Origin of the sequence: Actinomadura madurae (genome assembly GCF_900115095.1) — a bacterium.
Classification (GTDB): domain Bacteria; phylum Actinomycetota; class Actinomycetes; order Streptosporangiales; family Streptosporangiaceae; genus Spirillospora; species Spirillospora madurae.
In genome coordinates this window covers 502,713-516,620 of record NZ_FOVH01000003.1, presented here as the reverse complement: position 1 = coordinate 516,620, position 13,908 = coordinate 502,713, and the positions used below count along the sequence as shown (strand labels likewise).

Annotated in this window: 9 protein-coding genes; 8 read left to right on the top strand and 1 reads right to left on the bottom strand. The window is 72.9% G+C overall.

The genetic code is table 11. The annotated features are described in order from the left end of the window. Positions 1-55 precede the first annotated feature (55 nt). From BM339_RS51260 to BM339_RS11790, 6 genes are all read left to right on the top strand, one after another. Positions 56-919 carry a class I SAM-dependent methyltransferase gene (locus BM339_RS51260; protein ID WP_024935982.1) on the top strand — a complete coding sequence of 288 codons (864 nt, stop codon included), beginning with the start codon at positions 56-58 and terminating at the stop codon, positions 917-919. Positions 920-1,027: 108 nt separating this feature from the next. Continuing rightward, positions 1,028-2,548: an adenylyl-sulfate kinase gene (gene cysC / locus BM339_RS11810; RefSeq protein ID WP_075020849.1), complete on the top strand. Its 1,521-nt coding sequence runs from the start codon at positions 1,028-1,030 to the stop codon at positions 2,546-2,548. A gap of 103 nt (positions 2,549-2,651) precedes the next feature. Beyond that, complete coding sequence (locus BM339_RS11805; protein ID WP_021599176.1) at positions 2,652-3,632, top strand: sulfite exporter TauE/SafE family protein; 981 nt, start codon at positions 2,652-2,654, stop codon at positions 3,630-3,632. Next, entirely contained in the window at positions 3,610-4,401 is a 792-nt protein-coding gene (locus BM339_RS11800; RefSeq protein WP_075020848.1) for a WecB/TagA/CpsF family glycosyltransferase, read from the top strand. The genes BM339_RS11805 and BM339_RS11800 overlap by 23 nt, the downstream gene beginning before the upstream one ends. Before the next feature lie 105 nt (positions 4,402-4,506). After that, positions 4,507-5,778: a TolB-like translocation protein gene (locus tag BM339_RS11795; protein WP_021599178.1), complete on the top strand. Its 1,272-nt coding sequence runs from the start codon at positions 4,507-4,509 to the stop codon at positions 5,776-5,778. A 52-nt stretch (positions 5,779-5,830) separates the two neighbouring features. Then, the gene (locus BM339_RS11790; protein ID WP_143118371.1) at positions 5,831-7,405 is read left to right on the top strand and encodes a CBM96 family carbohydrate-binding protein; all 1,575 of its coding nucleotides are present in this window, start codon (positions 5,831-5,833) and stop codon (positions 7,403-7,405) included. Between the two features lie 600 nt (positions 7,406-8,005). On the opposite strand, the gene BM339_RS11785 is transcribed toward BM339_RS11790, so the two are convergent. After that, positions 8,006-10,843, bottom strand: coding sequence for a PKD domain-containing protein (locus BM339_RS11785; RefSeq protein ID WP_075020847.1), 2,838 nt, complete (start codon positions 10,841-10,843; stop codon positions 8,006-8,008). A 400-nt stretch (positions 10,844-11,243) separates the two neighbouring features. On the opposite strand from BM339_RS11785, the gene BM339_RS11780 reads away from it, so the two are divergent. Both BM339_RS11780 and BM339_RS11775 read left to right on the top strand, forming a co-directional pair. Further along, a complete protein-coding gene (locus tag BM339_RS11780; RefSeq protein WP_024935985.1) occupies positions 11,244-12,692 on the top strand; it encodes a hypothetical protein in 1,449 nt (482 codons plus the stop codon). Further along, positions 12,689-13,903: a hypothetical protein gene (locus tag BM339_RS11775; RefSeq protein WP_021599644.1), complete on the top strand. Its 1,215-nt coding sequence runs from the start codon at positions 12,689-12,691 to the stop codon at positions 13,901-13,903. Before BM339_RS11780 ends, BM339_RS11775 begins: the two co-directional genes overlap by 4 nt. Positions 13,904-13,908: the final 5 nt, after the last annotated feature.

Genomic DNA, 13,908 nt, shown 5'->3' with positions numbered 1-13,908 from the left:
CCAAGAAAAGGCAAATAGCGGACGGAGCGCAGTCGGACGATTACGCTGCGATACTGTGACCGATCTGCGTACGCCTCCGGTGAACGACGGCGATCTCTTCTCAGAACGCGCCCGCCAGTACGCCCTAGAGAAGCCCCTGCAGCGGATCCACATCCTCGAAGCGGGCTGCGGCTGGGGCACGGGACTCGACCTCGGCGAGCGCGAACGCCTGGTCACGGGCGTCGACATGGACACCCCCGAGCTGCGCGCCTACACCTGCGAGCGGCCCGACCTCGACACCTGGCACCTCGGCGACCTGCGGACCGTCCCGCTCCCGCCGCGCGCCTACGACATCGTGCACGCCTCCTACCTGATCGAGCGCGTCCCGCACGCGGAGCTGGTGCTCGACCGGTTCGTCGCCGCGCTGAAGCCGGGCGGGCTGCTGCTGGTCCACCTGCGCGACCGCAACACGGCGTTCGGCTTCCTGGACCGCACGCTCCCGCGGTGGCTGCACACGTCCGGCCGCCGGCGCCGCCCGCGTCCCGCGCGGGGCAGGGGCCAGGGGAAGGGCCAGCGCGGCGCCCACGCCCGCGTCCCGCAGCCGGACCCGGCGGGCCGGACGGGCGGGCCCGCCGCCGCGGAGGGCGCGGCGCCCGCGGCGCGTCCGGTGCCGGTGGTGCGGACGAGCCCGCCGCCGGCGACCTACGACCGGGTCGCGTCCCGGGCCGGCATGCGCTGGTACTGCGTCATGCGCGGGCTGGTGGTCTCCGAGGAGTACACCTCCCGGCAGGCCATCGACGCGCTCGGGGCCGGAACCGGCCTCGCCGAGCTGCTGTGCCGGCTGGTGTCGGCGACCACCCGGGGGCGTCTCACCGCAGACCACAGCGAGGTGACGCTCGTCATCCGCAAACCCGAGAACCGTTTCGCGCGGGTCATCTGACCCGGGCGCGCGTGCGTGCGCCCAGGCCGGGGCAGTATTTTTCCTGCGTCAGCCCCTGCCAGCCACGGACGAGCCCGGCCGCGCCGCCGGGCGGGATCGGAGATCGCGGTGACCGCCGACGCCGGCCTTCCCGACACACTGCGCGACCTGCCCGCCTGGACCCCGGACGCGGTGGAGCTCGCCGACCTGGAGCTGATCCTGGCCGGGGTGTACCGCCCGCTGACCGGGTTCCTCGGCTCGTTCGACACCGCCATGGTCGTCGCCGGGGGGCGGCTCTCCGACGGCACCCCGTGGCCGGTCCCGGTCACGCTGACCGTCCCGAAGGAGCTCACCGAGCACGAGCGGGTCGTCCTGCAGGATCCCGAGGGCGTGCCGCTCGCCGTCCTCCAGGTCACCGAGACGTGGCAGGACCCGACCGCCCAGGCGTGGCGGCTCGCGGGGCCGCTTGCGGCCCTCCGCGCCCCCGCACACGGACCGTTCCACTCCCTGCGCCGCCGCCCCGACGAACTCGACACCTTCGAAGGCAACGTGCTCGCGGCGTCTCCCGAGGGGGGACGACCCCCCACACCCCCCGTCAACGTGCTCGCGGTGGCCACCCGAGAGCCTTTGCACCGCAAGCAGCTCGGCCAGCTCCGGCAGGTCGCCGAGCGGCTGAGCGCCAAGGTCCTCGTCATGCCGCTGCTCAGCGGCGTGCACGACGAGTCGCTCGTCCGGGCGCTGCTGGCCGTCCGCAAGGAGCTGCCGGACGGCGCCCAGATCGTCCCCGTGCCGCTGCCGTCGCGCGGCGACCCCGAGCGCGACGTCCTGCTCCGCGCCCACGTCGCCGCCGCGTACGGCGCCACCCACCTGCTCGCCGAGCGGGAGATGGACGGCACCGCGATTCCGCTCGTCGTCCCCGAGCCGTGGGCCTACGACGCCGACGTCGAGGTCTGGCGGCCGGTCGTGCGCATCGAACCCGACCACGTCCAGGCCGAGCTGACCCCGGAGCGGCTGAACGAGCTGCTGGACGCCGGCGAGCCCGTCCCCGACTGGTTCACCCCTCCCGCGGTCGCCGCCGAGCTGGCCCTGGCGCGGCCCCCGAAGCACGCGCGCGGCATCACGGTGTTCTTCACCGGCCTGTCCGGCTCCGGGAAGTCCACGGTGGCGCGCGGCCTGGCCGACGCCCTGATCGAGCGGGGCGGCCGGACGGTCACGCTGCTGGACGGCGACGTCGTCCGGCGCATGCTGTCGGCCGGGCTGACGTTCTCCCGCGCCGACCGCGACCTCAACATCCGGCGGATCGGGTTCGTCGCGGCCGAGATCACCCGGCACGGCGGCACCGCCATCTGCGCGCCGATCGCCCCCTACGCGGCCACCCGCGCCGAGGTGCGGCGGATGGTGTCCGCGGTGGGCGACTTCATCCTCGTGCACGTCGCGACGCCGCTGGAGGAGTGCGAGCGCCGCGACCGCAAGGGCCTGTACGCCAAGGCGCGCGCCGGGCAGATCCCCGAGTTCACCGGCATCTCCGACCCCTACGAGGTGCCGGACGACGCCGACCTGACCCTCGACACCTCGGCGATGACGCCCGGCGAGGCGGTCGCCGAGGTGCTCGGCCTGCTGGTGGACGGCGGCTGGGTGCGTCCCGAATAACCCTTCCGCCTCGTTTGCCCCTCCCTACCCGGGTTATCAGCCCGGGGGGCGCGTCCCTTACCGTGGTACGGGAGTTTTCCTATATGTCAGGTAGGTCATGCCAATGGACTTCGATTGGACGATGGCGCTGGGGTCCTTCCTCGTCGCCATCATCGTCGGGCTGACCGGCATGGGCGGCGGCGCCCTGATGACGCCGATGCTCGTGACGTTCTTCGGGGTCAGCCCGCTCGCCGCCGTGTCCAGCGACCTGGTCGCCGCCGCCGTGATGAAACCCGTCGGCAGCGCCGTCCACTACCGGCAGGGCACCATCGACATGCGGCTGGTCGCCTGGCTGTGCGCGGGCTCGGTGCCCGCCGCGTTCTCCGGCGTGCTGGTCGCGCGGGCCCTCGGCCACGGCGACTCCATCGAGACCGTCATCAGCACCGCGATGGGCGCGGCCCTGATGATCGCCGCGGGAGGCCTCGTCCTGCGCGGCTACCTCTCCCACCGGAACCGCCCTGCCCACCGGAACCGCGCGGGCGAGCCCGACGGGGACGCGGCGCCGCGGGTCGGCGTCCGCCCCGTCCCCACCGTGCTGGTCGGCGCCGTCGGCGGCCTCGTCGTCGGCATCACCTCGGTCGGCTCCGGCTCCCTCATCATCGTCGCGCTGCTCGCCCTCTACCCGACGCTCAAGGCCAATCAGCTCGTCGGCACCGACCTGCTCCAGGCCGTCCCCCTGGTGTTCGCCGCCGCCCTCGGCCACCTGCTGTTCGGCGACTTCCGGATGGAGGTCACCACCGCCCTGCTCGCCGGCTCCGTCCCCGGCGTCTACCTCGGCTCCCGGATCTCCTCTCGCGCGCCGAGCGGCCTCATCCGCCGCGTCCTCGTCCTGGTCCTGCTCGCGTCCTCGCTGAAGATGTTCGGCCTCGGCGCCGTCCCGCTCGCCTGGACCCTGGTCGTCCTCACCGCCGCCACCGCGGCCGCCTCGCTCTACCTCCGCCGAACCGCCCGCAAGCGGGATACGCTGCCCTCTCCGGCCGTATCCCCCGGCGCCGCCGGTGCTCCAGGAGGACAGAGCGAACGTGGACCAACGATGGCCGCATGACACCGTCGACGTCCTCGGCGTGCGCGTCAGCCGCGCCGACGTCGCGCAGTTCCGGTCCTTCGTCGCCGCGGCCGTCAAGGAGCGGACGAAGCTGACCGTCACGTTCGCCAACCCGGACTACGTGCTCAAGGCGCAGAAGGACCCCGGGCTGCGCGACCTGATGAACGGCTTCGACCTCAACCTCCCGGACGGCTGGGGCGTCGTGCTGGCCGCGAAGATCTTCGGCCGTCCCGTCCCCGGCCGGATGGCGAACGACGACCTCACCGACGACCTGTTCGGGCAGCCCGCCGAGCAGGGCTGGCGCGTCTTCCTGTTCGGCAACGCGCCGGGCGTCGCCGAGGCCGCCGCCGAGAACGTCCGCGCCTGGTACCCGGGCCTGAGCATCGCCGGCACCCAGCACGGCCACTGGGCGGACGAGCACGGCCGGCTGCCCGAGCAGACCGCCGAGCGCCTCGTCGCCGAGATCAACGACGCCGCGCCGGACATCCTGCACGTCGGCCTCGGCACCCCGCTGCAGCAGCGGTTCGTCACCGAGTACCGCGACCGGCTCACCGCGCCCGTCATCATCACGTGCGGCGCCTACTTCGAGCACCTCGCCGAACGCCGCGAGTACTACCCGCGATGGGTCCTGAGACTGCGCGTCGGCTTCCTCTACCGGCTGGCCCGCGAACCGCGCCGCCTCTGGCGCCGCTACACCATCGAACTGGGCGCCTACCTGGGGCGGGTCATCCTCCACCGGATCCGGCACGGGAAGGCGTCCGCCGGGTGACCGCCGTCTCATTCGGATTGCGCTTCCCCGGAACTCCCGCCCGGCTTCTGGCCATGTGGTAGGACAATGCCATCACCATCCCCGGCCGCTTTCCGGAGCACCTTCATGCGCCCCTTCACCGCCTGCCTCACGGCCACCTCTCTCGCGGCGCTCGCCGTGTCAGCCGCGACGGGCACCGCCACGGCCGACACCGCCCAGCCGTCGGTCGTCTCGGCCAACCCGGTGAACAACACCCCGCACGTCCTGGACGGCACCGTCCGCGCCATCGCCGTCGTGGGGAACCTGGTCGTCGTCGGCGGCAACTTCGAGGAGGTGCGCGAGGCCGGCAGCGGCAAGAAGACGCTGAAGCGGCACAACCTCTTCGCCTACGACATGCGCAACGGCAAGATCAGCACGGTCTTCACGCCGAAGGTGGACGGCACCGTCCACGCGCTGCAGGCCGGCACGAGCGGCTGGGTCTACCTCGCCGGGACGTTCAAGACCGTCAACGGCACCAAGACCGGCACGGTCGCCTCGCTCAAGACCACCACCAACAAGGTGCACACCGGCTTCAAGCCCGCCGTGAACTACCGCGTCACCACGATGGTGCGGCGCGGCACCCGGCTCTACATCGGCGGCACCTTCACCAAGGCCGGCGGCAAGGCGCGCACCGCCCTCGCCCGGCTCAACGCGCTCACCGGCGCGGCCGACGCCGGGTTCGACTTCAAGGTGAGCACGCCGCGCTCCGGCGACCTCAAGGTGTACCGGCTGGCCGTCGACCCCACCGACAAGCGCATGGTGATCAACGGGACATTCACGCAGGTGGACGGTAAGCGGCGGCCCCAGATCGCGATGATCAACCTGGGCTCGGGCACCGCGAAGCTGTCGACCTGGGCCACCGAGGAGTACGCCGACGCCTGCAACCTCGCCGCGTTCGACACCTACATGCGCGGCATGGACTTCTCCCCCGACGGCAAGTACTTCGTCGTCGTCACCACCGGCGGCGGCTACGGCCGCACCGCGCTGTGCGACTCGGCGGCCCGCTGGGAGGCGTCGCAGACCGGAACCGGACAGAAGCCGACCTGGGTCAACTGGACGGGCGGCGACACGCTGCTGTCCACGTCGGCGACCGGCTCCGCCGTCTACGTCGGCGGGCACCAGCGCTGGCTGGACAACCCCCGTGGTCGCGACAGCGCCGGCCCCGGCGCGGTGTCGCGTCCCGGCATCGGCGCGCTCAACCCGTCCACCGGCAAGGCGCTCGCGTGGAACCCCACCCGGACCCTCGGGCACGGCGTCGAGGCCCTCGTCGCCCACCCCAAGGGCCTGCTGGTCGGCAGCGACACCGACCAGCTCGGCAAGGAGTTCCACGGCCGGCTGGGAATGTTCCCGGCCGGCTGAGCCCGGTGTGAGATAAAAGGGCGGGGAGCATCACGTGGAGGGGGGCCGGTCCGTGCGGCATCACGAACGGCACCACCGCCCCGACGCGCGCCGCTCCTCGCCCGTCCCGCCCCGCCGGGCGAGGCGGCGCGGCCCGCGCCCGTCCTTCTACTTCACCGCCGCGGGCACCCTCCTCGTCGTAGGCGGCTCCGCCGCGGCGGTCGCGCTGTCCGGCGCCGCCGTGAGCCGCGACGCCCGGACGGCCGCCGCGGGTGCGAGCACCGTCGTGCCGGCCTCCGCCGACACCTACGTGGTACGCGAGATGCCCGGCAAGGGGTTCGGCGGCGCACGCAAGATCACCGCGTCCGTGTGGCCCGCCTGGCACACCGAGGCCTACGTCGCGTTCGACGTCCCCCGCGGCACGCCCCGGGTCACCCGGGCCCGCGTCGAGCTGACCTTCGACCGCGCGGAGAACCGCCCGCGGCGGGTCGGGCTGCGCACGCTCCCCGGCGCCTGGACCGAGGACGGCACCTCCTGGCGCAACCGCCCGGTCGCCGGCGCCGTGGTCGCCACCGCGGCAACCGGCGGCGACACGGTCTCCTTCGACGTCGGCTCCCTGGTGCGCGGCCCCGGCCGCTACGCGTTCGCCATCACCAACCAGGGCACCCGCTCGGCGGCCTCGGTGCACTCCCGGGAAAGCGGCAACGGCCCCCGCCTCGTCCTGCGCACCCGGCCCGGCGAGGCGGCCCCGTCCCCGACCACGGCACCGTCCGCCTCCTCCACGAGCCTCCCCGAGCCCGCTCCGGAACCCACCTGGGACGCTCCGGGGCCCGCGAAGACCCCGAAGACGTCCCTGGGCGGCGGCAGGACGCTCTGCGGCCTCTCCCTCGAACTCCAACCGGGTGAGACGTTCCAGAAGGCCCTCACGCGCCTCGACGGCACGTACGGCGGCCTGGAGACCGTCCGGCTCTTCTACCGCGGCGTCCCGCCGGCGTGGCCGGGCAACCCCGACACCGGGAACCGGCCGCCCATCATCTCCTTCAAGCTCCCGCCCAAGGACATCCTCGCCGGCAAGTACGACAAGGCGATGACCCAGTGGTTCGCGACCGCCCCCCGCGACCGCGACGTCTACTGGGTCTACTACCACGAGCCCGAGGACAACATCGCCTCCGGCGAGTTCACGGCCGCCGACTACCGCGCCGCCTGGCGCCGCCTCCGCTCCCTCGCCGACAAGGCCGGCAACCCCCGCCTGCACGCCACCCTCGTCCTGATGGGCTGGAGCCTCGACCCGCTCTCCAAGCGCGACTGGCGCGACTACTACCCCGGTCGCGACGTCATCCAGGTCCTCGGCTGGGACGTGTACAACCTCGGCTGGAAGAAGGGGCGCTACGACTCCCCCGCCACCATGTACGACCGGGTCGTCGCCGTCAGCAAGGCCGAGAACCTCCCCTTCGGCATAGCCGAGACCGGCAGCTTCCTGGTCAAGGGCGACAACGGCGACCAGCGCGCCTCCTGGCTCCGCGCCACCAACGCCTACCTCGCCAAACGCCGCGCCCTCTGGGTCGCCTACTTCGACCTCAACTGGGAAACCGGCGACTACCGCCTCAACGACACCCAAAGCCGCAAGGCCTGGCAAGAGCTCTGTTAACCCAGGGGGACGACCCCCTGGAACCCCCGTTACGAGCCGGTCGATCCTCACGCCACGGTGCGGCTTGTCGTGACCGTGCGGGTTTGCGACGTGTCGCTGCGGTCGCCCGGCTCGACGGGCATGCGCGCTGCGCTCGCTGCACTCGCTCCACGCGCCTGCCCGTGACCGTGCTCACCCAGGGGGACGACCCCCTGGAACCCCCGTTACGAGCCGGTCGATCCTCACGCCACGGTGCGGCTTGTCGTGACCGTGCGGGTTTGCGACGTGTCGCTGCGGTCGCCCGGCTCGACGGGCATGCGCGCTGCGCTCGCTGCACTCGCTCCACGCGCCTGCCCGTGACCCCGGCTGAGCTTTAACCCAAGAGCGTTCGAATCGTTCACAGCAAAGAGCGCTCTTGGGTGGTGCACTTTTGTTGGGCTCTTGGAGTGGTGCTTAATTTTGTTGCGCGGGGCTCAGGCCGTGACTTGCGGGTCGGGCGGCCGGAGGGCGCTCTAGCGCCCGGAGGTCGCCCGACCCGACGGGCGGGGAGCCGCTTTGCGAGACGCGCCAGCGGATCGCAAAGTGGTTGCCCGCCCGCAACGGGGGGTTCCAGGGGGGTCGCTACCCCTGGAGAACGACAGTCCACATGGCGGCTCTGCTTGCTGCGTCTGTGGTCGCCGTCTTGTTGCCGTAGGTGCCGGTGGGGACGGTGCCGTTGCTGTCGACGATCAGGCTGGTGATGCGGCCGCTGCCGGAGCCGATGCCCGTGCCTCGGGTCTCGACGCCGGACGGTGCCGTCCAGGAGGTGGTGCTGGACGACTTGTCGCCCCAGTAGGTGATGGCCCACATACCGGCGGCGGCGACGGGCGCGTTGGGGCTGGTGTGCTCGGTCACCGAGCCCGGGTCGGCGCCCTTGGCCACCGCGGCGACCGGGTCGGTGGGGTCGGTGCCCGAGTAGGCGAGGAGCCTGATGTCGGCCTTGGTGTAGTCGCTCAGCTGGATGTTGACGCGGCTGCCGGCGTCGCCGGCCTGGGCCACGCGCTTCCAGAGGATCGAGGTGGCGCTGCCCGCGGTCTGGGTGTCGACCTGGGTCCAGCCGGCCGGCGGTGTCGTCATCGACGCGCTGCCGCTGTTGTAGGTGAGCACCATGATCATGCCGTCGCCGGGCTGGACGGCCGGGGGGACGTCGGCGTAGGCGGTCGTGACGTTGGCGTTGCCGCCCGCGCCGCCGCGGTAGGCGATGTTCACCTGGTTCGGCGCGACCGTGACCGTCTGGGATTTGGTGCCCTTACCGCCGCGGTTGTCGGTGACCGTCAGCTTGACCGTGTAGGTGCCTGCCTCGTCGTAGGCGTGTTCCGGGGTGGCGCCGGTGCCGGTCTCGCCGTCGCCGAAGTCCCACTCGTACGAGGCGATCGTGCCGTCGGGGTCGGACGAGCCGGACGCGTTGAAGGCGCAGTCGAGCGCGTCGCAGTTGCTGGTGAACGCGGCGTTCGGGGTCTGGTTCGGGGTCCCGGCGTAGAGGAAGACCGTCCGGCCCCGCCAGTCGGCGGTGCTGACCTCGGTCGGGGATCCCGAGGGCACGCCGGCCGCGGAGAACGCGACCCGGTACAGCCGGCCGTTGGAGTTGTTGACGTAGTAGAGCTTGCCGTCGTCGACGAACATGCCGCCGACGGAGCTCCAGCTCATGCCGGGCAGGTTGCCGACGGCGGTGGACTCCTGCGCGCCGACGACGTTGCTCTCCGGGTTGAAGGTCCGGAAGTACAGCGCGGACTGGCCGCGCGTGTAGTAGATCCGGCCGTTGGAGAAGAACATGCCGGCGATGTTCTGCACCTGCGAGTGCCAGGTGCTCATGTTGACGAGCTGGTCGCCGGTGTCGATGGCGGTGGGGGTGCCGAGGGCGGTGCCGTCGAAGGAGCGCCGGTTGAACGAGCCGTCCGAGGCGCCGTAGAACAGCTCGCCGTTCACCATGAAGGCGCCGCGGGCGGTCCGCCAGTCGACCCCGGCGGTGCCGTCGGCGACCTCGGCGCCGGTGGTGGTGCCGTCGAACGAGCGGTGCTTGAGGTAGTTGGCGGCGCCGACGCCGATGCCGCCGCCCGAGTAGACGTTGCCCGGCAGCTCGCCGGTGTTGTACGCGGGGACGGTCGTGCCGCCGGCGAGGGGGAACAGCGCGAGCTTCTGGTGGAACTCGCCGCCGATGTTGTCGGTGTCGCTGCCGACCCACAGGCCCTCGTCGGTGGCGAGCATGTCGAAGACGCCGACGCCCTTGTCCCGTCCGGGGTTCCAGCGGAACGGCAGGCCGCTCTCGGGGTCGAGCGCGGCGATGCCCTCGCGGCCGACGGCGCCCTGGCCGGGGCGGTCGCCGGCGAACGGGTTGTTGGCCCAGCGGAAGTGCCCGCCGACGTAGACGGCGGTGTCGGTGATCTCGACGGCGTAGCTGGTGTCGCCGCCGGTGTAGTTCACCCAGGTCGGCTGCTGGCCGCCGCCGGCCGCGGCGCTCTCCCAGCGGGCCTGGGTGTCGCACAGCTTGGACGAGCCGCCGTAGGCGCCGGTGGTCGTGACGACGAAGTACCGGCCGTCCGGAGAGAACTCGACGTCGCGCATGTAGGTGTCGAAGGACTGCGAGCACTGGTCGCCGTAGCGGGTGGTGTCCCAGTTCGCGAGACTCGCGGCGGTGCCGGTCAGGTCCACCATGACGATCTGGCGGCGGGTGCTGCCCGCGACCGAGCTGAAGTTGCCGATGCCGACGAGCTTGGAGCCGTCGGGGCTGATGTCCATCTTGTAGATCTGGGTGACGCCGTCGCCGGTCTGGGTGCCGGCGATGTTCAGGTTCGCGAAGTCGTCGCGGGCGCCGGTCTGCGGGTCGAGGGTGGCGAGGGCGGGGCGCGCGGCGCCGCCGGCGGTGGCGAAGGTGCCGCCGACGTACAGCCGGCCGCCGGCCAGCCGCAGGTCGCGGACGCGGGCGTCGAGCTGCGGGTTGAACGAGGTGATGGGGGCGCCGGTCTGGGCGTTGATCCGGGCGAGGACGAAGTGCCGGACGCCGTTGATCTCGCTGAAGTTGCCGCCGACGTAGATGGACTGGCCGTCGGGGGCGGGCAGCAGCGCGCTCGCCTCGCCCTTGTTGAGGCTGGGCGTGAAGGACGGGTCGATCGCGCCGGTGGCGGCGTCGAAGGCGAACAGCCGGTTGCGGGTGAGGCTGGGCTTGCCCGATCCCGCCTCCCTGACCTGGGTGAAGGAGCCGCCGACGTAGATCTTCGCGCCGATCTTGATGATCGACTTGACCTCGCCGTCCAGGACGTTCGGCGTGCTGTTCGCCGGATCGGCGCTGACGATCCGGCCGTGGTCGGGCTCGGACCCCCTCTGGTCCGCGCTGGCGGGACCGGTGACGGCAAGGCTCCCCGTCAGCGTTCCCAGTGCGAGCGCGGCCCCCGCGGCCAGAGCCCCCCACCTGCGTCTGCCCATCGACCCCTCCGTGCACGTAGAAGTAGAAGCGCCGTGTCTTGCCTGCGAAGGCAGACGGCGCCGCGCAATCGTAGCCAGCGGGCCGTGCGGCCAGCCGTTGCGATCAGCAACTTTCCGGTTCCGGTCACCGGACGGCGTCGCGATCGGGCCGGCGTCGGGCGTTCACGCGCATGCGCGGGCACGTCCATCGCGCCCCGCGGGGTACGCTGCGCACCTCGGAAGGACGCCTCCCCGGCCCCGGCGGACGACCGGATCCGGTGGCCGGATCCGGCCACGGGCCGTTGTCGCCCCTGGCAGACGGCGGGACGTCCTCCACCATGCGGCGTGCGTCCGGGGCCCGGACGGCGCGGTCCGCGCACCCGACGGTGCGTCCAGGGGAACGGAGTGGTGATTGGCCGGGATGCGAGGGATCGCGGGGAGCACACCCCTCGCGCCGCCGCGGCTCCTGCCGTGGCGGTTGCGGCCGGGGTGGCCGCTCGGCCTCGCGCTGCTCGGCTTCCCGCTGTGGTGGGTGCTCGGCCTGGCCAACGTCGTGCTGCTGGTCGCCAGCGTGCCGATGGCGATGACGCTGTGGCGGCGGCGCGGCACGCTCGTCGCGCCGAGCGGGTTCGCGGCGTGGCTGTTCTTCCTGGTGTGGGTCATGCTGGGCGTGCTCGTGCTGTGGGCGGACGCGCCCCTCGCCGAGCCCGGCGGCGGGTTCAGCCGGGTCCTCGTCTACGGCTACCGGCTCGCCTGGTACCTGTCGTTCACGATCGTGCTGCTCTACGTCGGCAACATGAGCGAGCGGGAGCTGCCGTCCGGACGGGTCGGCAGGCTGCTCGGGTTCATGTTCGTCGTGACGACGATCGGCGGCCTGATCGGGTCGTTCTTCCCGTCGATCCAGCTCACCTCGCCGGTGGAGATGCTGCTGCCGCAGGGGTTGACGAGCAACTCCTTCGTCCGCGACATCGTCCACCCGAAGGTCGCCGACATCGAGTCGATCCTCGGGTTCGAGCAGTCCCGGCCGATGGCCCCGTTCGCGTACGCGAACACCTGGGGCGCCGCCTACGCGTTCTTCCTCCCGTACTTCCTGCTCACCTGGATCGTGCGCGCCTCGACGCGGCGCCGGGTGTTCGCGCTGGCCGTCCTCGTCGCGTCGCTGTGGCCGGTCGTGTACTCGCTGAACCGGGGCCTGTGGCTGGCGCTCGGCGCGATCGGGCTGTTCGGCGTCGTCAAGCTCCTCCAGGTCGGCGGGCCCCGGGTCATCGCCTGGACGGCGGGCCTGGCGGCGGCCGGCGCGATCGTGGTGGCGCTGTCGCCGCTGCCGGGGCTCGTCCAGGACCGGCTGGACAACCCGCACAGCAACAACCGCCGGACGCTGCTCGCGGAGGAGACCACCCGCAGCGCCCTGACCGGGTCCCCGCTGGTCGGGTTCGGGTCCACCCGCAACGTGCAGGGCGACCTCGGCCAGGTCTCCGGCGGCGACAAGATCGGCTGCAAGGCGTGCGGGTCGCCGCCGCTCGGCACCCAGGGCCACCTGTGGCTGCTGCTGTTCGCCAACGGCGTGGTCGGGACGATCGTCTTCTGCGCGTTCTTCGCGATCCGGTTCCTGCGGCACTGGCGGGAACGCGGCGCGTACTCGCTGGCGGGCTGCGCCGTCCTGATCGCCTGCGGGCTTTTCATGATCACTTACGACATGGTGGAGGTACCGCTGTACACGGTGATGATCGCGGTGGCGCTGATGTGGCGGGCGAGCAGGGACGCCCGCTCCGCGGCGCGGCCGCGTCCCCGCCCCCGCGCGCTCGGCGGGGAGCAGGCCGAGGACCCGGCCGGCGAGCCGGCCGCGGAGGCCGTGGAGGCCGCCCGATGAGCGGCGGCGAGACGGAGACGCGGGCCGCCTGGATCGCGGCGGTCCGGGAGCTGTGGCCGGACGCGCGGGTCGAGGCGGTCGGGCCCGGACGGTCCGGGGACGCGCGGCGCGAGCTGGCGTTCCTGCCGGACGCCGAGCATCCGCGGCTGCTCGTCCCGGCGGGGCTGCCGCGCGCCACCGCGGCGGCGCTGCGCCGCTACAGCCACGACCTCGGTCTCAAGCAGCGCGCCACCCGCGGGCTGACGGCGGCGGCCGTGCGCACCGGGCTGCCCGAGCGGACGCTGCACGACCGGCTCCGCGTCACCGGCGGCGGCGCGTCCATCGAGGACCGGCTGGCCGAGCTGCTCGGCCGGCAGGTCGTCGTCAGCGTCGGCCTCGGCAGTGCGCGCGCGAACCGCAAGCCGATCCTGCACGTGCTGTCGCCGCGCGGGGAGCCGGTCGCGTTCGTCAAGGTCGGCGACACCGGCACGGCCCGTGGCCTGCTCGCCGGGGAGGCCGCCGCGCTGGCCTACCTGAACGAGCACCTGCCCCGGCCCGGGTCCCGCGGGCGGCTGCACGTCCCCGGACTGCTCCACCACGGCACCTGGAACGGCCTGGACCTGCTCGTCCTGGAGCCGCTCCCGACCAGCGCGCTCGGCTGGCGCCCGCGCGGGCGGGCCCCGGTCGCCGAGATGCGGACGCTGTTCGAGGTCGGCGGCGTCGAGCGGGCACCGCTGCGCGACAGCGGCTTCTGGGACGGGATGACCGCGAGCCCGGCCGGGATCCTTGACGAGCGGCAGCGCACCGCCTTCGGCGACGTCGTCGAGGGCGTCGGCAAGGCGCACGGCGACCTGGCCCTGGACTTCGGGGCCTGGCACGGCGACTGGACGCCGTGGAACATGGCCTGGTACCGCGGCGTCCTGCGCCTGTGGGACTGGGAGCGCTTCGCGCGGGGCGTCCCGAACGGGTTCGACCTGCTGCACTACCGGCTCCAGGAGGCGATGCGGACCGCACCGGGCCCGCCGTACGCCGCGTGGCCGGACGGGGCCGCCGCCGTGCTGCGGCCGCTCGGGCTGGCGGGCGCCGCGGCGGAGGCGACCGTCCGGCTCTACCTGCTGGAGCTGTGCCGCCGCTACCTGCTGGCCGCCCAGGAGCCGATCGGCGGGCCGCTGCGCGCCGACACCGAGCGCCTGCTCGGCCTCCTGCGCACCGACCTCGGGAGGAATCCGTGATCTCA

Excerpts from the sequence above, each read along its gene's own strand:
- BM339_RS11805 (WP_021599176.1), top strand. The coding sequence starts at position 2,652 with ATGGACTTCGATTGGACGATGGCGCTGGGGTCCTTCCTCGTCGCCATC.
- BM339_RS11785 (WP_075020847.1), bottom strand. The coding sequence starts at position 10,843 with ATGGGCAGACGCAGGTGGGGGGCTCTGGCCGCGGGGGCCGCGCTCGCA.
- BM339_RS11795 (WP_021599178.1), top strand. The coding sequence starts at position 4,507 with ATGCGCCCCTTCACCGCCTGCCTCACGGCCACCTCTCTCGCGGCGCTC.
- BM339_RS11775 (WP_021599644.1), top strand. The coding sequence starts at position 12,689 with ATGAGCGGCGGCGAGACGGAGACGCGGGCCGCCTGGATCGCGGCGGTC.
- BM339_RS11780 (WP_024935985.1), top strand. The coding sequence starts at position 11,244 with ATGCGAGGGATCGCGGGGAGCACACCCCTCGCGCCGCCGCGGCTCCTG.